The sequence below is a fragment of the Paenibacillus sp. J22FR5 genome, assembly GCF_059691975.1.
The window spans coordinates 63,331-84,257 of the sequence record NZ_JCAUAN010000005.1 but is presented as its reverse complement, the minus strand read 5'-3'; the positions used below and the strand labels follow the sequence as shown (position 1 = coordinate 84,257).

Genomic DNA, 20,927 nt, shown 5'->3' with positions numbered 1-20,927 from the left:
CCTAATCTTGGTTGCTCCATATATCCTATGTTAGGCAGGGCAGATGGGTATGGACGAATGTCTATTTGCCGGGAAGAAAAGGGGTTAAATCACCTAGATAACAGACATCCAGGTGGTGGAGAGCCCGCGTGCAAGCCGTGTAGAACAGCTTGCGCTCCTTCGCCTCTGCGTAGACAGCCGCCCCGGCATCGTAGAGAATAACCGCGTCGAACTCGAGCCCTTTGGCGAGGTACGCCGGCAGGATCATCACGCCTGCTTCGTAGTGCAGCGTATCTTTGCTGATCCGCGCTAGCTCCGGCAGCAGCGGCTTCAAGCGTCCGTGCGCGTGCTCCGTCTCGCGCTCGGTCTTGCAAATGATCGCGACGGAGCTTGCGCCGCCGTCGCGTCTTAGAGCAGCCGCCTCTGCGACGAGGCGGCTCAGCTCTTGCTCGTCGGTCGCGCGCAGCAGGCGCGGCTCCTCGCCGCTGCGGCTGAACGGTTCCACCGGTTCGCCGCCGGGCAGGACCTGACACGCGAACTCCGTGATTTCGCGTGTTGAGCGGTAGCTCTTGACGAGACGAATCGTCTCCGTCTCGTCTTCCCCCATCAGCTCGCTGATCGAGCTGTAGCCATGCTCTTGCTGTGCGGCGCCTGATCTTGCGTCGCCGCTGGCACTAGCCCCCGCACTTGCGCCCACGCTCACGCTCACATTCGCGTTCGCATGCGTGAAGATCCCTTGATTCCAATCGCCCAGAAGTGTGAAACGGGCGCGTGGAAACAGTTTTTTCAGGTACGCATAGTGGAACGGTGAGTAATCCTGCGCTTCATCGACGAGACAATAACGAATCGTGCCCACACGCAGCTGACCCTCGACAAGCCCCTTGAGATATACAAGTGGCGTTGCATCCTCGTAGCGTAGATGGCCTTGCTCCAACACCTCCACAGTGAAGTCGCTTATCATCGCCCACGCTTCAGGGAGCGGCTGCCCAGCAAGCTTTACGAGTTCCTGCTGCAAGCTAATATCCGTAAACAGCTCCATGTACATTCCCAATACATCGACATAGGCTAGTTTTTGCGCTTTTTCCTTGAGCGGAGTGATCGCTTTGTGGGCTTTGACACGGCTCATTTTCTTCATTTCCGGTTCGGTGCCCATGTACTTCGGTTCGCGCACGAGCTTGCGATAGAACCGTTTCTCCACATCGACTTGGAACACATCCAGCTTCTCCAATATCCACTCGGAGAGCTGCTCCATGCGTTCGCCGATGGCAAGAATCGAAGGCTTGCCATAGAAACGTTCACTCAGCTCGTCTGCCGTGATCAACACCTTTTTACCCACCGCTAGATCGAGGAATCGAATGCCGCCCTCCTTCAGCTTCTCTCCGTAGGCTTCGATTACGCTTAGGAAAGCTTCGGATGTTTTGTAGGTAATGCTCTGCAAGCGTGCAGCGTAAATCGGATCTTGTTCTGTACCTGTCAAAATAAACTCCAACTGATCATACGGATCCTCCAGCTTCAGCCCGGTATCCGTTAGTTTATGAGTCAAATAATCTTGAAAGGTCGTCTGCTGCATCGTCGCTTCGCCCAACTCCGGCAGGACGCGAGACACGTAATCGCTGAACAGCGAGTTCGGCGAAAAGAGGATCATATTATCGGCGCTCAGCGTCGTCCGATACTTATAGAGCAAGTACGCGATTCGCTGCAGCGCAACGGACGTCTTACCGCTGCCAGCCGCGCCTTGGACGACCAGCACCTTGTACTGATCATCGCGGATGATCTGGTTCTGCTCTCGCTGAATCGTCGTCACGATGGAGCTCATTTTCTCGTCCGCACTGCGGCTGAGCATTTTCTGCAGCATTTCGTCACCGATGGAAATACCGGTATCGAACACATCCTGCAGCTCGCCAGCCTTGATGATGTATTGGCGCTTAAGCCATAGCTCGCCGCTTACATCCATCTCTGGCGTCCGATACGTCGCCGGGCCAGGCGGATAATCATAGAACACGCTGGCAATGGGTGCTCGCCAATCATAGATCAGGATTTCATCGGTCTTACTGTCTATGAACGACGTTAACCCGATATAGATTTTCTCCCGCTCCTGCTCGCCGCGCTCCTGAAAATCAATACGGCTAAAGTAGGGCGCATCGACGACACGCTCCAGCTTACGCAGTGCATCCTGCGCTAGTCGATAGCTGCGCTCCTGCCCTTGCAGCACATGCTCCTGCTGAGCCATACTTGCAGCGGTCTCGATGATGTCATCGGCATTGTCTGCGTTGACGGAGATATCATCCCAGAAGCTTCGACCAATGGCCGTCGCTTCCGATCTGCGATCATCTACGGTTTGGCGCAGTTCTACAATACGTCTCTGAATATTGGCACGCACCACAGAAACGCGCTGCGATTCTTTCTCTCGTTCTTCATTCCCTATCGCCATAATTTCATTCCACTCCTTTATCGCCAATAAGAATTTGTTCTTCCGAGTACCGGAAACCATATAAATTCTTATGTGGTAAATAGACGTTTTGAATAACTTCTTCAAATTCCGGCTCTTCCATATGTACATCGTCCATGTCGCCCCAGCTGCTCACAATACGCAGCACATCCATCGCTTTGAGTTCTTGGCGGTTGCAAGCAATCGTCAGAAGGTTCGCTTCTTGCTCCACCACGCGAAAGGGTAGCTCCCAACTTTCGGGCACTTGAATTTCACCACGATAGGACACTTTCATTATCGTAGGTAATCCAATGCGCTCCCTCAGCTTGTCTATGGAACCATCATAGCCAATTTGCCCATGATTAATGACGATAACCCTGGGACAAAGCTGCTCGATATCGTCCATATCATGCGTCGTTAGCAAAATTGTCTTCCCGAAATCCCGATTCAACGTCTGTAGGAAACCGCGAATATTTCGTTTTGCCACCACATCTAGGCCGATTGTAGGCTCATCCAGGAACAAAATGGCCGGATCATGCAGCATCGACGACGCCAAATCTGCTCGCATTCGTTGACCGAGAGACAGCTTGCGAACGGGCGTGTCTAAGAGCTCTTTTAAGTCTAAGAGCTCAGTCAATTCACCTAACCTGCGACGAGCCGTGGCTTCCTCCACACGATACATCGCAATGAGGATTTCGTAGGAATCCTTCACGGGCAGATCCCACCACAGCTGGCTCCGCTGTCCAAAAACAACACCAAGCTGCCTCACTACCTGCTTTCGTTGCTTTTGCGGACTGCGTCCATGAATCAGCACCTCACCGGAGGTCGGGTGCAGGATGCCTGTGAGCATTTTGATCGTTGTCGACTTGCCTGCCCCATTAGGTCCAATATACCCGACGAACTCGCCGGTTTCAATCTCGAAGCTCACATCGCGGACCGCTTCTTTCTCTTTATATGCCCTGGAGAATAGGGTTCGAATCCCTGAGAACTTACCTTCTTGAATGACCGGGGATTGAAAGGTTTTGCGTAAATGCCGAACCGTTATCATCGGGTGCTTGCCCTCCTTTTTATCACATTAAATTAACTTCCCGTGCTTTGATAGCGAGAAAGTCCTAGCTTCCAGAAGCGCATAGCTAGCCACAATACGGCAACCGAGACCGCCAAAGTGCCAAACAGCAGCCCGACTCCTCCTTCATGCCTAAGCACATAGAGAGCAGGTATGTAATTGACGAAGCCTACCGGAACGAGCACTAATAACGCGCCTTGCAGCCATTTGGGATAGATCCTAAGCGGGTAACGTGCGGCTGTTTGGGAAGCGTCTTCGGTCATATTTTGCAGGGACTCAATCCGCGTAAGCCAAAAGCCGGCAGCAGCCGTCGCAAGTCCAATCGCGAATAAAATCACAGCGCCTGTGAGGATGATGAACCCTGTTAATGGGATGGCAATCCACCCTATTTGCCCAGTTCTGATAAGCGCTTTCATCGAAATAATTAACAGGATCAGCCCTTGACCGATTTCGGCAAATTGGATCCGTGAATTTTGTGTCATCAGGGCCACTAGCACTGGAACAGGCCGAATCAGAATCGCATCTAAATCACCAGAAACGAGATATTTTTCGAGATGATGCACGTCGGAAGCAAGTGTGCGATAGATCGCTTTGGAAATCATCATCACACCATACAAATAGCTCACTTCGTACAGTGTCCATCCTTTGATATTGCCAAATTTCATCATCACCAACGCCACCATCAGGAATTCGGAAAGTTGAATGAACGAAGACATGATGGTCGAGAAGACAAAATTAAACTTATACTGCATGCGACTTCGCAAACTTGCCTTAATGAGTAGCGTAAACAATCGAATCGACATCATCCGCCCTGCACCTCCAGCTTCCTTCGAACCACCCCAGTAACGGCCAAGCAGACACAAGTAAACCCGATGCCCCAAAGGAGAGCGCCGAGCACAACAGTTCCATGTTGAAGTCCAAGATAGATTCGAGTTGGATAATAAAGTAGATAAGGATACGGCGTGTATAAGCTGATGGTACGGAGCCAGCTAGGCAGCCATTCCAAGGGGATGAAGAAGCCGGAAAGCAGCATAGCGAACGAATAGTTGACCCAGTAGAACCAGCGTGATTCGGTCGTCCATAGGGCGGCAACGCCAATTAAGTAATTCATGCAGATTGAAATATAAGAGGCCGTGACAAGCGAGAGAGCTGTCCATCCATACACCGAAGCGTGCTGGGGAAGCTGTAAGGAGAAGATGAAATAATAGAGGACATAAATCGGAATGCTTTTATATAAAAATTGATACCACACTTGGCCCCACTCACGACTCATCGCCTGATAAAATAAATGCACCGGCCGCATCAGATCGACCGCAATTTGACCCGTCCGAACCGCTTGCTCGAGTCCGAGCCCGTTCGTCGTAAACTGAGTAATCCATAGAATCGCTTGGTTAAAAGCAATATAACCGACGATGCCTTGGGCACCGTATTCGCCTAACGATGTGTCGCTGCCTAAGCCGGTCCATATGCTGGCATAGATAAAGCCGAACACCGCGCTCACCGCATTATGCAGCAGATGTGAGCCACGATACTGCAAGTTTCTTGCGTACGCCTTGCGCGCCAAAACCGCGAAAAGCATAAAACACCTCCTGTTTTGTCGTTCAAGATCAGTAAGAGCCTTTTCGATTTCGTGCAGTCGCCGCGTAGAGACGGAATCCCATATTACCAAAATAACCCTGCCGCTGGCAACAGTTATTTCTGCCCAACCCAAACACACAAAAGGCCGCCTCCCAAGTATCATCTACTTGGAGACTGCCTTTGTCCATTACCTATTGCGTACTTGCCGGCTTCGAGTCTTTATTCCCCTGAGCCTCGGACTTTGCAGATGCTGCTTCCGTGGCACCAAACTCGGCATTATAGTCTGATTGCGTGCCTTTGGTCAAGTAATCATGATCCAGATATTCGGCCAAGTACTGCTTACCGAACAATAAATCGTACTGCACGTTTCGATAGTCATTGATAAGCGGTACTGCGGATTCCGGTGCAGTTGCATGTAATTGCCCATCCTGATCGACGATCAAGTTGCTAAGCAGACCAGGCACTTGCTGTGCCAACTTAGCATCCAAGGCGAAATTCGCTGGCTTTTCCATATGAAGCATATCGAGAACGTGAGCGCCTAAGAAAGAATCGCTTAACAGCGGAATGTCTTGCTTCGGCATATCAAAATTGGACCAAGTCACAAGCGGAATGCTGTGCATTTTCTTGATTTCATCTAAGGACCATTTGTTAGCATCGCTTGTTGAGATAAAGCCTGCTTCCTTATACACCTGATAATCCATCCCCAGCATCGGCAAATGGTCACCATAGAATACGATCATCGTCGGTTCATCCGAATTCTTGAAATGATCGATCATCATTTGCAAGCTTTGATCCGCGTCATGCGCACCTTGCGTGTACGTTTCTAGAATACTTTTCGCTTGCGCGGAAAGATCGCCTGTGGCTTTGAACTTATTTTCCCCATAGCGAAGATCATCATAAGGTCCATGATTTTGCATGGTTACTGTGTAAATAAACATCGGATTTTCCGTTTTATCCACTTCACTAATCACGTTTCTTGCGACTTCAGCATCGGAGATAAAGTAACCCTTTGTTTCCGGGTTCTCGAAGTGTTCACTACTTTTAAAGGATTCAAAACCAAGCTCTTTATACACCGTGTTACGGTTCCAGAACCAGCCTTCGTAGGAGTGAATCCCCATGCTCTTGTACCCTTGATCAGCAAAATAACTCGCCAAGCTTGGAACTGGCTTCGAAATGTACTGTTGATACGGAATGGATCCGCCAGGCAAGAAACTCATTGAGTTCCCCGTTAACACTTCAAATTCCACGTTACTCGTACCGCCGCCAAATTGCGGGGAGAGCAGATAACCCGAGCTAGACTCCTTCTGCAAACGATGAATCGTTGGCAGTGGATCTTCACTGAATTTTACATTAGTCAGCAGCGTAGGATCCCAGAAAGCTTCACTCATGACGAAAATAACATTCGGCTTTTTCCCAGTAGAGAGGGTCGCTTTTTTGAGACCTGCATCCTGCACAGCCGTTTCTTGAATATTCGTTGCTGCCGAAGCCAGTGCTTGCTCACTGTAGGTATTAGGCTTCTGAACGATGGAGTTTTTCACATTCAGGGTGAACGCTAGCGTGAGACCATTATTCGCATAGTTTTCCTGCTGATCCCAAACAATTTCATCTACGCCCGCGCGATCCAATACTTTGCCTGCTAATGGTGTTTTGATCCCAAATGCATACAAGGCATAGAGCGAAAAAAGCCCTAAACCGATTCGTGCGATAATAGGTAAGGTTACACGCGGAATCACCCATCTTAGAAGAAGAACGATCAGAATTGCTGCGGCAACGGCGATAATTCGAATGAGCGCGGCTTTTCCCGTGACTAGCGAGGCAATATCCATACTCTCTTTATTCAGCAATATATCCCAAGGGAAGAATGGCTCCCCGATCATTTTCACTTTCATATACGAGATAATTGACATCAGACCGAGAATTAAAGTCGAGATGGAGCCAGATATCGCTAAAGATCCTACAATGGCATAGATGAAGGCCAGAAGACAGAAGGTTAGCCCTACATTCAGTAAAAATAAAGGTTGATTACCTATCATCCATTGCATGGTTTCAGGTAGATTACCGCGTTCGAGAAACTCCATACCTACGACAGACAAGATCGGTAAACCGATCATAAATAAAACTAGTGAAATCGATGCTCCCAGACGGCTTGAGCTCTTTTTACTCGAAAGACGTTTCCGGGGCTTCAAATTCAAGTGCATGTTACATCACTCTCCTTATGCCCCTATTGTAAATGTCAATTGTGAAGGAATTATGTAGCTTACCTTAAAGGAACCTTAAGTCTCCCATTTTCTTCCACCTACTTCAATCCAGCTAACCATGCTGCAAGTGCTTTCAATTCCTCTTCTTTCATCGTGACCTGAAACGGCGGCATCCCGCCACCACCCTTTTGTATCCGCTTTACGATTTCAGCCTCACCCAGGCGTTCTCCCACTTTTTGAATATTGGGACCTTGACCGCCTTGTAATTGATTACCATGACAGGAGATACAATAATTTTGATATAGCTTTGGAACATCTACCTGAGCAGAAACACTCGCACTCGGTGTCACCGATGGTTTATCTCCGCAAGCGGTTAAACTCATTGCTGCGACCAGCACCAAGCCTCCAACCCAACCAACTCTCATCTTCATACGTCGAAACTCCTTCAATCTCATTTCTCTCATCATACCAGAGCAGAGTAGAGATTGAAAAATGAAGAAAACTTTTACAATCTAATTAGATAAAAAAAAGCCGCGGCACCACCACATGGGCAGCCTCGATTTTCGATCTCGTTCGAGGGTTCTCCTATGATTATTATGGTGCGAAACGCGACTTTTTATAGGCTTATATTTGAAAAAATTCTGATATATTTAGGCTAATTTCAGACGAATCACATTCCACGAAGCTTTCCCTAAAACGGCCCCAATTTGCCCATTGGAAGAGATCGAAGCATTCCCACCAGAATGTGGTTTAACCCGATCAGGATTATCTAATGTATTGGATGCCTTCAGATCATCATGCTCCAATACGATATGCTCCTTGATTTGGAAGCCGCCGAAGCTGCGAAGATCCATCTCCAATGGGAGTGCTTCTTCCAGATGGCGATTTACTGCTAAAATAGTTAGTTCCGATGTTTCCTCATTGTGCACGGCTACAGCCTCGAGGTAAGGAACATCCGTGTAGTCCTTAGCATCATACTTCGGTGACTTAATGAGAGGTACGAGAACCGTTCCGCGGCCAAACACACTCGCATGCAAATACGGATAGTAAATCGTTTGCTTCCAAGCCGCGCCGCCATTTGCGGTCATGATTGGAGCGATTACGTTAACCAATTGCGCTAAACACGCCATTTTGACACGATCCGCACGTTTCAGCATAGAAATCAGCATACAGCCTACGAGAAGCGCATCTTCATGATTATAGATGTCTTCCAGTTGAGGCGGTGCGATAGACCAAGGCTCAATTTTACGATCGGCATCATTGGAGTGGTACCACACATTCCATTCATCGAAGGAGAGATTAATTTTCTTTTTGCCGCGCTTTTTCGCCTGAACGAAGTCAGCTGTAGCGATCACGGTATGGATAAATTGATCCATGCCCACAGATTGAGCTAGGAAATTGGCGGAATCCTTATCGCGATTACCGTAATATTGATGTAGTGAAATATAGTCTACATGATCATACGTATGCTCTAGAACAGTCGCTTCCCAATCCGGGAACGTTGGCATCGCCAAGCTTGAACTGCCGCAAGCGACAAGCTCGATCGAAGGGTCGACCCATTTCATCACTTTTGCTGTTTCACAGGCAACCCGACCATATTCCACAGCGGTCTTACTACCTGTTTGCCAAGGGCCATCCATTTCATTGCCTAAGCACCAAGTTTTGATGTTATGCGGCGTACGATAGCCATGGGAAATTCGCAAATCACTCCAATAAGTGCCTCCTGTGATGTTGGCATATTCAATAATGTCCCTTGCCTCATCAGGTCCACGGGTCCCCAGATTCACAGCCATCATCGCATCCGTGTTCGCTTTCCGGCACCAGTCCATAAACTCATTCAGACCGATCAGGTTCGGTTCAATCGTTCGCCATGCGAGATCAAGGCGCTTTTTGCGCTGATCCATAGGTCCGATGCCATCCTCCCAGTTGTAACCAGATACAAAGTTCCCTCCTGGATATCGGACAATTGGCACGTGTAAGCCTTTAACTAACTCTAACACATCTCCGCGAAAACCCTGTTCATCTGCTTGAGGATGGCCTGGTTCGTAAATCCCGCCATACACCGCGCGTCCTAGATGCTCAATAAAGGAACCATACAAACGTGGATCCACTTCTCCTACTTTAAAATCCTTGTCAATAATCATGCTAGCTTTCATAGACATAGCGATCACCTCATAGTATAATTAATAAAAATATGAATCAGTTAATAATATTATTACGTAATGATCCTATTAAACAATAAAAAAGGATGAAGTTCAAGACCTTTCACCTGTTTTCGTTGCATTCACATTTATATTAATTGGACGAATGAAAAGAAGGAGATAACCTAAATGATACACACGACAACAGACCGCAAATGGCTGCCTTTGTATGAAGCGCTGGCTAGCGATGTGCGGCTTAACATATTGGACATATTAGCTGAAGAAGAGATGAATGTGAAGGATTTGGCTCAGCGGCTTTCGCTAAGCAGTGCGATCGTGACAATGCATGTCAAAAAGCTGGAGACAGGCGGACTCATTCATACGAAGCTCGTTCGCAAGCAAGGCGGCACGCACAAAATATGCACGTTGGCTCTGTCTCGCATCGACATTCAGCTCCCTCAGTCCATCCAGCAGCTGCGATTGTTCAACGAAGTATCCATTCCAGTCGGTCACTACACACGCTATGAGGTCCATCCTACCTGTGGTTTAGCTACAGATGAGCATCTGATTGGTCAGTTCGATGATCCACGGTTTTTCTTTGAACCGGAGCGTATGCATGCCAAGATCCTTTGGTTTGCCAGAGGCTTTGTCGAGTATCGTGTTCCCAACTACATGCTTCAGGGGCAAACGTTGGAGGAGATTGAAATCTCGCTGGAAATCGGCTCGGAAGCGCCAGGTATCGCAGCAAATTGGCCGTCCGACATTCACTTTTATGTGAATGATACGCTGCTAGGCTACTGGACAAGCCCAGGCGATTCAGGCCATGGCCGCGGAAAGCTTACCCCTTCCTGGTGGTCAGACCATACCAACCAATACGGTTGGCTGAAGGTTCTCCGCATCACTGAAGAAGGGACATTCCTGGATGGACAGCAACTTTCCTCTGTTACGATTGGGGACCTTCCGATCTCACGTAACGAATGGACTTTACGGCTAGAAGTACCCGAGCATGCCGAGCATGTCGGTGGATTGACGCTTTATGGGGATGGCTTCGGCAACTACAACCAGGATATTCGGTTTCGTACTTACCGAAGGTAGAAGGCGAATATCCGTATGCATACTAAAGGGGAACGAAGGTGACTAATCACCTCGTTCCCCTCTCCTCATTTCTGCTTCAACAACCCTTTAATTTCAGCTAGCTCGGATCTGACTTCATTCCTAAACTCGGCAAAATCGGCCTCCAACCGATGTAAGTGGCCCTGCATATCATCAATTTCCTTCTCTGCTTTGTAATTAATCGCAAAATCAATGATGGCTTCTTCTTTATCCCGTGCAGATTGTCTGTTCTGACTCATCATAATAATAGGCGCCTGAAAACCAGCCAGAAACGATAGTAAGAGATTCAATAAAATGAATGGCGGCTCGTCAAAATGGATGATTTTCGTAAACGACAAGGTATTTAAGAGGATCCACATTGCCAAAAATATAACAAACATATTAATGAATCGCCAGCTGCCAACGTAGCTTGCAACACGATCCGCAAGACGATCTGACCATGAGGTCGATCTCTGATAATCCTCATTCAATTGCTCATGGATATTGCTTTTGAACTCATCCACGAAACCTTGAATCCTTGTTGCATAGCTTTTCACTTCTGTTGCTTTCTTAATGTCCATTCGTTCACCCATCCTACTCTACTCGCTATAATGGCCTCTACATCTTCTTATCTTCTTACACCATTGTAATCGATATTAAGCACTATGGACATTCAATTCGCCGCCCTCACTTCTACCCGCGGCTTCCACGCTCCTCGTCTGCCCCTCTGCTATGCGCAGAAACTTCTTTCTCCGCCAGCGGATCGCTACAAGAATACCGCGTAAATACTCATCGCAAATCATCGCCACATAAATACCTGCTAACCCTAGACCGAAATGCAGACCCAACACGTAAGAGAGACCTGCAGCAACGCCCCACATGGAGAACAGCGAGATCACCATATTAAAACGTGTATCGCCAATCGCATTCAGCGCATTGCCGAAGCCCATATTGATCATCCTGCCTGGCTGAAGTACCGCCGTCAGCACTAAGCACGAAAGTGCTAACTGAATGATCGCTGTGTCTGAGGTGAAGAAACCGAGAAAGCTTTTTCCGATCAGCAATAGAATAAGACTATTGCACCCGACTAAGCCGAGTCCAATCCATGTGCCACGATAGCCCGCTTTATACGCGGCCTGCGTCTGCCCCGAACCGAACAGATGCGCAATCTGGATTTGGGCCGATAAAGCAATCGAGTAGCCCAACATGAAGCAGATGGATTCCAACGTATTCATGTAGGTTCTAGCTGCAAGCGCCGTAGCCCCCATCGTTGCCAAAAACGTATAAATCGCAAGCTGCGATAAAACCCATGAGGACATATTGATACCAAGCGGCCAACCGATTTTGATAATCTCCCCGAACAGCTTGCGGTTGAAAACCTTAAGATCCCGCCAACTAATTCTTCGCTCAAACGCAGAAACGAACATATAAAGCAGTAGGCAGGTCGCAAGTAATCGACTTACCAACGTTGAAATCGCTACCCCTGTTAGACCCAGCTGTGGGAATCCAAAAGCCCCATTAATCCATCCGTAGTTTAACACCACATGGATCACATTCATCCCGATCGCGGTAATCATCGGTCCCTTTGTGTTTCCTGTATTCCGAATCGCTGTGCTGAGTGTGGCCGTTAATGCAGTCAACACCATTCCACTGCCGACAATCGAAATATACGTATGAGCCAGTGGAAGCAAACGCGCCTCTAAATGAAACAGTCTCGCTAACGGAACGGCCTCTACATAGAGGATCACACTAAGAACTGCGCCAATGAGTCCACTTATTGTGACCGCCATAACCCCCACTGTACGTGCAGAATCCTGCTGCTTGGCCCCGATCTTCTGAGCAATTAGAATGCCTGCGCCGCTGGCCACCGTCATAAATAAAATCATGACCGCTTGAAAGATCTGGTTCGCTAAACCAACTACGGCTACCGCATCATCCGAGACTCGGCTTACCATCAGCGTATCGACAGCGCCCAATAGCAGCTGCAGCAGTAATTCGACGAATATAGGCCATGCTAGAAACCATAAGGAATACTTATTTTTCTCAACCGTCATGATCAATTCACCATCCAGTACAATTCTCTATTTATTATGAAAATGAAACTTAGTAGTCAGTTCAAATTATAGCTGTTATAGTTGATTTCATGTATCAACATCGCAACTTAAACTTTTACAATTCCAACTTTTCATTCCTAAAATAAGAAGGTGGCTTCTGTGTCATTTCTTGAAATAACCGTTCCTCCCTTGCCCCACTATATCGCAAGTGGATTGAACACCATCCCCAAAGGCGGGCAACATCCGAGTCGAAGCAACATACAGGTATTCGATCTCCTTGTCACAACATCGGGATGCTTCTACATCGGCGAGGAGGATTCGCGATTTGAGGTGGGGACTGGGCAAGCTGTGATTTTGCGGCCAGACCGCTACCATTTTGCAACAAAGGTATGCTTGGAGACAACCCACACCTACTGGCTTCATTTCCATGTTGGCGGAACTTGGGAGCTTATTAAACCTGCTACCGTTTCGAAGGTCATCTTGGAGGATCCCGCTCCCTTTCACAATGTGGTGGAGGCTTTCGCTGTGGAACCATTCACCATGCGTATTCCACAATTTACGACGCTGCAACACCCTGAGAAAATGTACGATGTCTTCGATCAGCTTCAGCAGCTTCAGCCTCGTGCGCATGTGAGCAGTGTACGTTTTGCCCAGCAGCAATTATTTCAGGAAATCCTGTTCCAGCTAACTGCCTCCGCAGAAACAGATCATGCATCTGCTTCAAGAGCTTGTGCAGAGAAGGCAGCCTCTTACTTAAGGCAGCATTTTCGCGAATCGATTTCCGCTAAGCAATTGGGTGATGAGCTTAATTTCCATCCTGTATACATTGCTCGCTGTATGCAAAAAGAGTACGGCTGCTCCCCCATTACGTACCTCCTGAAATTAAGAGTGGGGCAAGCTAAACTGCTGCTCTTGCAAACGGAATTACCCATTGCTCACATTGCCCAGGAGGTTGGCTTCGAGCAGGCTGCTTACTTTGCGGCAAGCTTCACGAAGCTGGAAGGGATGTCGCCTCGGTCTTATCGACAGCAGTTTTCACAAGGGACCTAAACGCTTGGGGATAGTCTCATTTATGATATACTGAGGAAAAAGGATAAGGAGTCCTCATCATGGCAACCCCCTTACATTGGAAAAAGTCATTATGGATACTTTGGGGTGCGAACTTCTCCATTACGTGTGGCATGAATCTGGTCCTTCCATTCTTACCTCTCTATATCGGAGAGTTAGGGGTTCACGACCTGGACGATGTTGTCCGTTGGACAGGCTGGATCGTAGCTGCCCAATTCATCACTTCCTTTTTGACCCAGCCACTTTGGGGAGCCATTGCCGATCGACGCGGACGCAAAATTATGCTGCTTCGCGCAGGTTTCGGGATGGCCATCGTGACAGCACTCATGGGCATCGTCACATCGCCTTGGCAGCTCTTATCGCTGCGGCTGCTAAACGGATTATTCTCTGGCTTCATCTCTATGGCCGTTTCCCTTCAAGCCTCCCTGACACCGCGAGAACATTCGGGTAAGTCGCTAGGCACGCTGCAAACGGGCGCAATAGCTGGCACACTCATCGGACCCTTGATTGGTGGTGTACTGGCTAGCTTCCTCGGCTACCACCATGTATTCTTCTTCACAGGCGGGCTCATGCTATGCGCAAGCCTTATCGTCATGGTGTTCATCAAGGAAGAGCGTAAGCCCGCCTCTGACAAAAAGGTTAAACAGAAGACACAGTGGCGTTTGTTCCGCCCTTTGCTGCCCGTCTTCGCCGCATCGCTGATCACACAGATCGGCATGATGAGCATCGAGCCAATCGTAACCGTGTATGCCAAAACCTTATACACAGGGGCACACTTGGCCTTTTTTGCCGGACTCATCGTCGCGATCACGGGTATCGCCAACTTGTTCGGCGCACCGACATTGGGCAGGCTAGGTGACCGAATCGGGCAGCGCATGACGCTGGTTATTGCCCTGACGATGGCGGCAGTTGCCTTCATTCCGCAGGCTTTTGCCACCAATATTTCCATGCTGTTAGTCGGCAGATTCCTGCTCGGACTGTTCATCGGCGGCATGATTCCATCGTTAAATGCGCTCGTGATGAAGCTGGCGCCACCTGAGATTCAAGGGACTGCGTATGGGTTTAACACCTCATCGCTGTTCCTGGGCAATCTGATTGGTCCTCTACTCGGCAGTCATTTGGCTGCTGCGTACGGATTTACATCCGTGTTCTATGTAACGATGAGCATCTTGCTGATCTGTGCCGGCTTCGTGTATGCGAATCGTAGTTTGGATGCAACCATAAGACCCAAAGCGGCGTAAAAAGAAGAGCGTCTCATTTTAAAAAAAAGAAGATATTGGAGGATTACGATGAAACACGAAATCTTATATAAAGGCGCATTTCCTATGCTGCGCGTTCAGCTTGAAGCTGGTGAGAACATTAAAGCAGAATCCGGAGCCATGGTCTCCATGTCCCCGAATATCGAGCTCAAAGGAACGGTTGATGGCGGGATTATGAAAGGACTCGGCCGGATGCTGAGCGGGGAGAAATTCTTCTTTCAAGAATTGACCCCTAACCGCGGATCAGGTGAGGTGCTGTTAGCACCAGCTGTGATTGGTGATATTGAAGCAGTCGAATTGGATGGTTCGTACAAGCTCTATGTTCAAAAAGACGGCTTCCTTGCCGGCACCTCCGGCATTCAAGTGAATACCAAGATGCAAAATCTCATGAGCGGCTTCATGTCCGGCGAGGGCTTCTTCATCGTTGAGATCAGCGGCAGAGGCACGGTGTTCCTTTCCTCTTACGGAGCAATTCATGCCGTTAACTTAGGACCAGGCGAAGAAGTACTTATCGATAACGGGCATCTTGTCGCTTGGCCGGATTATACACAGTATACGATTGAAAAAGCCGCCAAAGGCTGGATTTCCAGCCTTACCAGCGGTGAAGGCGTCGTCTGCCGGTTCCGCGGCGAAGGCGTCGTGCTCATCCAAACCCGGAATCCGAAAAGCTTCGGCGGTTGGCTTAAGCAATTACTGCCGGGTAGATAGGCAGCCATATGACCAAGAGGGCCCTCCTCGAGTAGATGAATCTACTTGGGGAGAGCCCTTTTTATATGAGATGGTCTTATTCCGGTTGCGTCTTTTTCAAATACGCCCGCCAAGTAATGCACCATTGCTTCGGATCATCCAGGGACGATAATACCTGCAGATTATTTATTTCTTTGCTCAAGTTCAAGACCCTATGGACTCTTATGTTTTAACGGGATATCTATGCCCGAATGAAAACTAAGAGGCTGGTCATATCCCTGTCGAGCAGACAGATGAAAAAAGCTATGCTGCCATTTTCAATTACTTTGAATGGACTTCTTCTAAGAACAAGCTTCCCTATGAGGGCAACCTAAAGAGCCGTTAGTGGTGAGAAAAGGATTGCATGAGACCAAGGATTGTTGCCAGATTGTTTTCACAACCTGCCGTCAGCAGGAATATTGCAAGAATAGTAAATAACGCCGTTGTTTGATGAACATTTCTCACGACCTCCCGAACCTTTTATGGGAATAGACGCAAGAATGCCAAAAAGTTCCATTAAAGCCTTGAATGATTATGTCATTCAATTAATCTCCCGTTAGCTCAACAGACTACAGAATTGTAATGCTTAGATTCTGTTCCACCGTTCGGCGACCATGTAACTCAATGCATTAGGATAATCTGATATCCTTTCACCTTAATCTATCTCCGCTTCAACCGTACCGATCAGCATCTCGATTCAGAGACACATTGTCTCCGCTTTCAGGTTGATGAAATAGCTGCTTCAGTTCCTCATGGGTCACCCCAACTGAAGGTGAGAAAGCTTCCGAATCCATATATTGCAATAGACTATGTAACATCTGCCTGGCTTCCGGGCGGTCCGTCTGGTTCAACAAATCCATACTACACACTAACAACTTCCCATTGCCAAGATTAGCTTCAAATAAAAGTCCTAGCTTGAACTGTCGAAAGATATTATCAACAACCCCGATAATTGGCTCAATCGTATTCGGGAGGTTGCCCAAATTCATGCCTTTGGCATTCCTCATCAAATACCACCATTGCCAGTTGGCATGCAGCTCCGTTGGAAAGTGTTGCAAAGCAAGGTGCTCCGGATCGCAGTAGATGCCAAGTGTGCCTGGGGCATCGTATTTTTTAAACATCGAGTAGCACCAGAAATCAGGGATGAACGTCCCTGAGGTGGCACCTTCCAGTTCATCTAAATGAGGGATGAAGAGTACGCTCCCCCCATTTTGCAATCGATGTAACGTATCTTCGTCCATTTGACGTGTCAAAGCGACGGAAGCTGGAAAGTCAATATCGACCCTCTCAGGGTACACCCATAATGGATATCGATTCCGATAGGTTGTCCCCTCAATGCGAAGTTCCACAACGAGCTTCGTCGGCCTGTTCAGACAACTGAGCTCAGCAGTGATGGTTCCAAGCTTCCATAAACCACCCTCACTCGCTCTCTGAATCTCGAAACGTCCTGAGGCGAACTCAAAGTTGCCTTTCTCTTCGTCCCTAATCGACCAGATCAATTTGGCCCCCGGCTTATCGGACGCTCCATAATGCGCAATTTCGACCATCCCTTTGAACATTTCGTCATTGGTCCAGACATATTTCTTCATACGCAACAGCGGTACGGTCTCGCAGCAAAATTCACGCCACTGAGCCGGCACAATTAACCCCTTGGATTCCATGAAAGCATCCAGCACGCCCACAAGAGCTGTCCCTTGCCCAGGGAAATCCTGCAAATCGAGCAACTGAAAGCCGCCAAAATACGGCGTGCGTAAAGCAGCCTCAATTTCTTCTTTATAACACAACAGAGCCAATTGTCCCGAGGCTTGCTTAAACAGCTCAGCTTTATCCAACAATCCACGACTCTCCATCATTTGGGAAAAAGCCTCTAAGTTCCGCGGTTTTAGGACACCCGTGTACTTGCTGAGTTCCGAAAAATCGGGATGAATCTGGAACTGTCCCACTTCATGCCCAATTGTCGGCATCCCCACATGTGCGATCGACTTATGGTAGTCCTCTAAGGTTGACGGCGGATTATTATTAATATGCCCGCGTGTTGGATGTGGCGTTGAGCCACGCACGTGTTTGCCGCCATACTCCGGTTTTTTAAAATTCCAAGTTCCCTCCGTCCAGAAAGTCGTCCAGTAGTCGGAATTGCGCGGAACCTCAGCCGTGGAAAAGAAGTTGTTGGAACCTATCGCATACAGTCTTCTAGGGTCCAACTGCCGGCATTCATCGACTAACTCCTCCATTCTCTGGATGGAACCTTTTAGCTCGTTACCCCAAGCAAACATAACGAAGGAGGGGTGATTACCGTACGCCTTAAGTATCTCGATAGCCTCTTGCCGGTAATAGCGCCAATGCTCATCGTCGTTGAACGTTTCACTTGGGTCCCACAGTGGTAGCTCCGGCTGCAAGTATAATCCGAGTTCATCAGCAGCTTGGAACGCGGCTTCAGGGGGGCACCAGGAATGAAACCGGTAGTGATTAATGCCATAGCTCTTGGCAATGGAGAAAATGCGCAGCCACGCATCTAGCTCCATAGGGGCATAACCCGTTAATGGGAATACTGCCGCATCATGCTTGCCTCGCAAGAACGTTGGTTTACCATTCATCAGAAAACCCAATCGGGTTGCTAAGAAGCTTCGGAAGCCGAACGAAACAGCACGCTCATCCTGATAGTTACCATATCCGTTGTCGTTGTCGTTGTCATTGTCGTTCTCGCTTCCGACCTCCATCACCACCTCAATGCGATGAAGGAATGGGTCACTTTCATCCCAAAGCCTCGCCTGTGATCCATATGCCAGGTTCACCTGAATATGACAGTCAACTTCACCACTCGAGATTTGAAACGGCAACTCAATCAAACGCTTCGCCGAAGTATCATTTCCATAAAAAAGCTGGATTTTTCCGGAAACATCCGTAGCCAAGCATTTCTTCACATGCACATCAACAAGAGCCGTAGATGACTCGACATCGGGATATACCTGCAAATCTTCTATCCATACAGGATCTGTCACTTGAAGCTCCATTCTTCCAAGTATCCCGTTCCAATTCGTCTGGGTATGATCAGTGGCAATATGCGAATTTCTGACAGTATCCCAGCCCATAACCCCGGCCGCATTATCTACTTTAATCGTAACTCTTCGCACTCCCGGGGTAGCAGAGGCAGTCACATCATAGACCTGGGCAGTACTCAAGCTATTGCGCCTTGCTACCAAGACTCCGTCTATATACAATTCCGTTTCGCGGCTTCTTTCCAGCAACAACACAATCCGTTTACCAGCCCAATGCTCAGGAATCGTAAGGATTGACTCATAATAAGCAGGCCCCTCATAGGTGAATTCACGGTTTAAGTGATTCAAAGATATTTCGGTGCATGGGATCCCGATTCGGTTCTCGTCCAATGTTCCCGGCAAAAGCGATGCCTTTGGTACAACCTCTCCCTCATGCCCCTCCACAGTTCCCAGCTTTACTTGCCAGACTCCAGCCATGTTTATAACTTCAGGGTACGATTGTCTCAACTCCTTCACGATCTTCATCCTTTCAACCCAGTCGTGCTTATGCCATCAACAATATATCTTTGGAAAATAAAAAATACGATAATCGGCGGAAGTAAAGATAAGCTAGCCATCGCGAACATGGCTGACCAATCGGTTTGCGAACTAGGATCCGCAAACATGCGCAGCGCTATGCTTACGGTATACATCTTCGGTTGTCCTAAATAAATCATCGCCTCATAGAATTTATCCCAAGTCCAATAGAATTCAAAGATCGCCGATGTAACAAGTGCCGGAACAATTAAGGGAATAATAATTTTGAAATAAATACCGAAACGATTGCTGCCGTCCATCTTCGCCGACTCATCCAGTTCATATGGTATGGTCCGGATGAATTGCATGATGAGGAAAATAAAGAACGCGCTTCCGAAGAATGTAGGTACAACTAGCGGAAGAATGGTGTTGATCCAATGCATTTTATAAAAAATGATATACTGCGGAATTAATACAATTTGCGATGGCAGCAGCATGGTAACCATTACGGTCGCAAACCAGAACCCTTTAAACCGAAATTTGATTCTCGCGAAGCCGTAGGCAATCAATGAACAAGATACCAGAGAGCCTAACGTAGATAATAAGACGATCACAACCGTATTCGTGAAAAAGGTTGCGAACGAAATGCCTCCAAATCCTTTCCAACCACGTACGTAGTTAGAGAAGTTCCATACTTCCGGCAACAAGGAGTGTGATTCGGCAAAAACTCTTGCGCTTTCCTTGAAGGAACTGGAAAACATCCAGATAACCGGATATAACGAAAACACAGCAATGACCGCGCATAGGATGTGGAAACTTATCTTAGGCCATAACGATTTTTGAGTTGAAGTCATTTCACTCACCCTTTGATTCATAATGAACCCACGAATTTGACGTTTTGAATACAATAGCCGTCAGGATCGCCACAATCACCAGGAGAATGCAGGATAACGCTGCAGCATAACCCATTTCAAATAATTCGAACCCTCTTCGGTATACGTACAGCTGGTAGAACAACGTTTTATCCAGTGGACCACCACCTGTGATAATCAGGCCTTGTGTAAACGTCATAAAACCGCCGATAATTTGCATAATCAAATTGAAGAAGAGAACTGGACTAAGCAGCGGTAAAGTAATCCGGATAAATCTTTGCCAGCCATTTGCACCATCTACAACGGCAGCTTCATAGTACGAAACTGGGATGTTTTTTAAACCAGCCAGAAAAATGACCATCGGAGATCCAAATTGCCACATACCTAGCAGTATAATGGAACCTAATGCGGTACTCGGGTCCCCAATCCATGATATATCGGGGGTCTTACCGAACAAATAACCAATGAGTGAGTTGACGGCACCATCTCTGGAGAACAGCAATCTCCACATGACCGCAACGGCAACACTGCCCCCAATAATCGATGGAATATAAAACACCGTGCGATACACCCCAACAAGACGATTTTTGGTATTGAGCAGCATGGCGATACCCAATGCAACGATCAGTCTAGCTGGAATCGCAATGAGTACGTAAATGAAGGTAACTTTCAAGGATTGTATAAATTTAGTATCATGAGCTAAAATTTCAATATAATTGTCGAAGCCCAACCATTTGGGCGAAGATAGTAAATCATATTTCGTAAATGAAAAGTAAAACAGACAAATCAAAGGAACTAATGTAAAAGCTAGAAATCCAATAATCCACGGCAAAATAAATAGATAACCTGCCTTATTCTCATAATCCGAGCGTATAGTTGTTTTGCTCACTTCTCATCCACCTCTTCCGGGCACTTACTTGTAAAAAACGGAAGCATGGGTCTTTGCAACCGCAT

At 47.8% G+C, this 20,927-nt stretch carries 16 protein-coding genes; 4 read left to right on the top strand and 12 right to left on the bottom strand.

Annotation, left to right across the window (positions count from 1 at the left end; all coding sequences use genetic code 11):
* Positions 1–61 precede the first annotated feature (61 nt).
* The 7 genes from helD to arfA form a co-directional block, all read right to left on the bottom strand.
* On the bottom strand, positions 62–2,410 hold the full coding sequence (helD, locus tag AC58P7_RS09745) for an RNA polymerase recycling motor HelD (RefSeq protein ID WP_497342214.1): 2,349 nt from the start codon (positions 2,408–2,410) through the stop codon (positions 62–64).
* Between the two features lie 4 nt (positions 2,411–2,414).
* On the bottom strand, positions 2,415–3,455 hold the full coding sequence (locus AC58P7_RS09740) for an ABC transporter ATP-binding protein (protein ID WP_497342212.1): 1,041 nt from the start codon (positions 3,453–3,455) through the stop codon (positions 2,415–2,417).
* 32 nt (positions 3,456–3,487) lie between these two features.
* Positions 3,488–4,279, bottom strand: coding sequence for an ABC transporter permease (locus AC58P7_RS09735; protein ID WP_497342210.1), 792 nt, complete (start codon positions 4,277–4,279; stop codon positions 3,488–3,490).
* Positions 4,276–5,052, bottom strand: a complete 777-nt coding sequence (locus AC58P7_RS09730) for an ABC transporter permease (protein ID WP_497342208.1) — start codon at positions 5,050–5,052, stop codon at positions 4,276–4,278. The genes AC58P7_RS09735 and AC58P7_RS09730 overlap by 4 nt, the downstream gene beginning before the upstream one ends.
* Positions 5,053–5,242: 190 nt before the next feature.
* Positions 5,243–7,249, bottom strand: coding sequence for an LTA synthase family protein (locus AC58P7_RS09725; protein ID WP_497342206.1), 2,007 nt, complete (start codon positions 7,247–7,249; stop codon positions 5,243–5,245).
* A gap of 98 nt (positions 7,250–7,347) precedes the next feature.
* A complete protein-coding gene (locus AC58P7_RS09720) occupies positions 7,348–7,680 on the bottom strand; it encodes a c-type cytochrome (RefSeq protein WP_497342204.1) in 333 nt (110 codons plus the stop codon).
* A 219-nt stretch (positions 7,681–7,899) separates the two neighbouring features.
* Complete coding sequence (arfA, locus tag AC58P7_RS09715) at positions 7,900–9,411, bottom strand: arabinosylfuranosidase ArfA (protein WP_497342202.1); 1,512 nt, start codon at positions 9,409–9,411, stop codon at positions 7,900–7,902.
* A gap of 168 nt (positions 9,412–9,579) precedes the next feature.
* Between arfA and AC58P7_RS09710 the strand changes: the two genes are divergently transcribed.
* Positions 9,580–10,485 (top strand): ArsR/SmtB family transcription factor, encoded by a 906-nt coding sequence (locus AC58P7_RS09710; RefSeq protein ID WP_497342200.1) that lies wholly within the window; start codon positions 9,580–9,582, stop codon positions 10,483–10,485.
* Positions 10,486–10,550: 65 nt separating this feature from the next.
* On the opposite strand, the gene AC58P7_RS09705 is transcribed toward AC58P7_RS09710, so the two are convergent.
* Both AC58P7_RS09705 and AC58P7_RS09700 read right to left on the bottom strand, forming a co-directional pair.
* Positions 10,551–11,063: a DUF1003 domain-containing protein gene (locus AC58P7_RS09705; RefSeq protein ID WP_497342198.1), complete on the bottom strand. Its 513-nt coding sequence runs from the start codon at positions 11,061–11,063 to the stop codon at positions 10,551–10,553.
* Positions 11,064–11,138: 75 nt separating this feature from the next.
* Positions 11,139–12,536 carry an MATE family efflux transporter gene (locus tag AC58P7_RS09700; RefSeq protein ID WP_497342196.1) on the bottom strand — a complete coding sequence of 466 codons (1,398 nt, stop codon included), beginning with the start codon at positions 12,534–12,536 and terminating at the stop codon, positions 11,139–11,141.
* 159 nt (positions 12,537–12,695) lie between these two features.
* On the opposite strand from AC58P7_RS09700, the gene AC58P7_RS09695 reads away from it, so the two are divergent.
* From AC58P7_RS09695 to AC58P7_RS09685, 3 genes are read left to right on the top strand one after another with little or no spacing between them, the layout of a single operon-like run.
* Positions 12,696–13,586, top strand: coding sequence for a helix-turn-helix transcriptional regulator (locus AC58P7_RS09695; RefSeq protein WP_497342194.1), 891 nt, complete (start codon positions 12,696–12,698; stop codon positions 13,584–13,586).
* 59 nt (positions 13,587–13,645) lie between these two features.
* Positions 13,646–14,845, top strand: coding sequence for an MFS transporter (locus AC58P7_RS09690; protein WP_497342192.1), 1,200 nt, complete (start codon positions 13,646–13,648; stop codon positions 14,843–14,845).
* 48 nt (positions 14,846–14,893) lie between these two features.
* Positions 14,894–15,571: a TIGR00266 family protein gene (locus AC58P7_RS09685; protein WP_497342190.1), complete on the top strand. Its 678-nt coding sequence runs from the start codon at positions 14,894–14,896 to the stop codon at positions 15,569–15,571.
* A 689-nt stretch (positions 15,572–16,260) separates the two neighbouring features.
* Here the strand turns inward: AC58P7_RS09685 and AC58P7_RS09680 are convergent.
* From AC58P7_RS09680 to AC58P7_RS09670, 3 genes are read right to left on the bottom strand one after another with little or no spacing between them, the layout of a single operon-like run.
* A complete protein-coding gene (locus tag AC58P7_RS09680) occupies positions 16,261–19,062 on the bottom strand; it encodes a DUF8487 domain-containing protein (RefSeq protein WP_497342188.1) in 2,802 nt (933 codons plus the stop codon).
* A 44-nt stretch (positions 19,063–19,106) separates the two neighbouring features.
* Positions 19,107–19,955 (bottom strand): carbohydrate ABC transporter permease, encoded by an 849-nt coding sequence (locus tag AC58P7_RS09675; protein ID WP_497342186.1) that lies wholly within the window; start codon positions 19,953–19,955, stop codon positions 19,107–19,109.
* Position 19,956: 1 nt separating this feature from the next.
* Positions 19,957–20,862: a carbohydrate ABC transporter permease gene (locus AC58P7_RS09670; RefSeq protein ID WP_497342184.1), complete on the bottom strand. Its 906-nt coding sequence runs from the start codon at positions 20,860–20,862 to the stop codon at positions 19,957–19,959.
* Positions 20,863–20,927 lie beyond the last annotated feature (65 nt).

Bases quoted from the DNA above. Each gene is read 5' to 3' on its own strand.
- AC58P7_RS09710 (WP_497342200.1), top strand. From the start codon at position 9,580: ATGATACACACGACAACAGACCGCAAATGGCTGCCTTTGTATGAAGCG.
- AC58P7_RS09680 (WP_497342188.1), bottom strand. From the start codon at position 19,062: ATGGCTGGAGTCTGGCAAGTAAAGCTGGGAACTGTGGAGGGGCATGAG.
- AC58P7_RS09675 (WP_497342186.1), bottom strand. From the start codon at position 19,955: ATGACTTCAACTCAAAAATCGTTATGGCCTAAGATAAGTTTCCACATC.
- helD (WP_497342214.1), bottom strand. From the start codon at position 2,410: ATGGCGATAGGGAATGAAGAACGAGAGAAAGAATCGCAGCGCGTTTCT.
- arfA (WP_497342202.1), bottom strand. From the start codon at position 9,411: ATGTCTATGAAAGCTAGCATGATTATTGACAAGGATTTTAAAGTAGGA.
- AC58P7_RS09735 (WP_497342210.1), bottom strand. From the start codon at position 4,279: ATGATGTCGATTCGATTGTTTACGCTACTCATTAAGGCAAGTTTGCGA.
- AC58P7_RS09730 (WP_497342208.1), bottom strand. From the start codon at position 5,052: ATGCTTTTCGCGGTTTTGGCGCGCAAGGCGTACGCAAGAAACTTGCAG.
- AC58P7_RS09700 (WP_497342196.1), bottom strand. From the start codon at position 12,536: ATGACGGTTGAGAAAAATAAGTATTCCTTATGGTTTCTAGCATGGCCT.
- AC58P7_RS09725 (WP_497342206.1), bottom strand. From the start codon at position 7,249: ATGCACTTGAATTTGAAGCCCCGGAAACGTCTTTCGAGTAAAAAGAGC.
- AC58P7_RS09720 (WP_497342204.1), bottom strand. From the start codon at position 7,680: ATGAAGATGAGAGTTGGTTGGGTTGGAGGCTTGGTGCTGGTCGCAGCA.
- AC58P7_RS09740 (WP_497342212.1), bottom strand. From the start codon at position 3,455: ATGATAACGGTTCGGCATTTACGCAAAACCTTTCAATCCCCGGTCATT.
- AC58P7_RS09685 (WP_497342190.1), top strand. From the start codon at position 14,894: ATGAAACACGAAATCTTATATAAAGGCGCATTTCCTATGCTGCGCGTT.
- AC58P7_RS09705 (WP_497342198.1), bottom strand. From the start codon at position 11,063: ATGGACATTAAGAAAGCAACAGAAGTGAAAAGCTATGCAACAAGGATT.
- AC58P7_RS09690 (WP_497342192.1), top strand. From the start codon at position 13,646: ATGGCAACCCCCTTACATTGGAAAAAGTCATTATGGATACTTTGGGGT.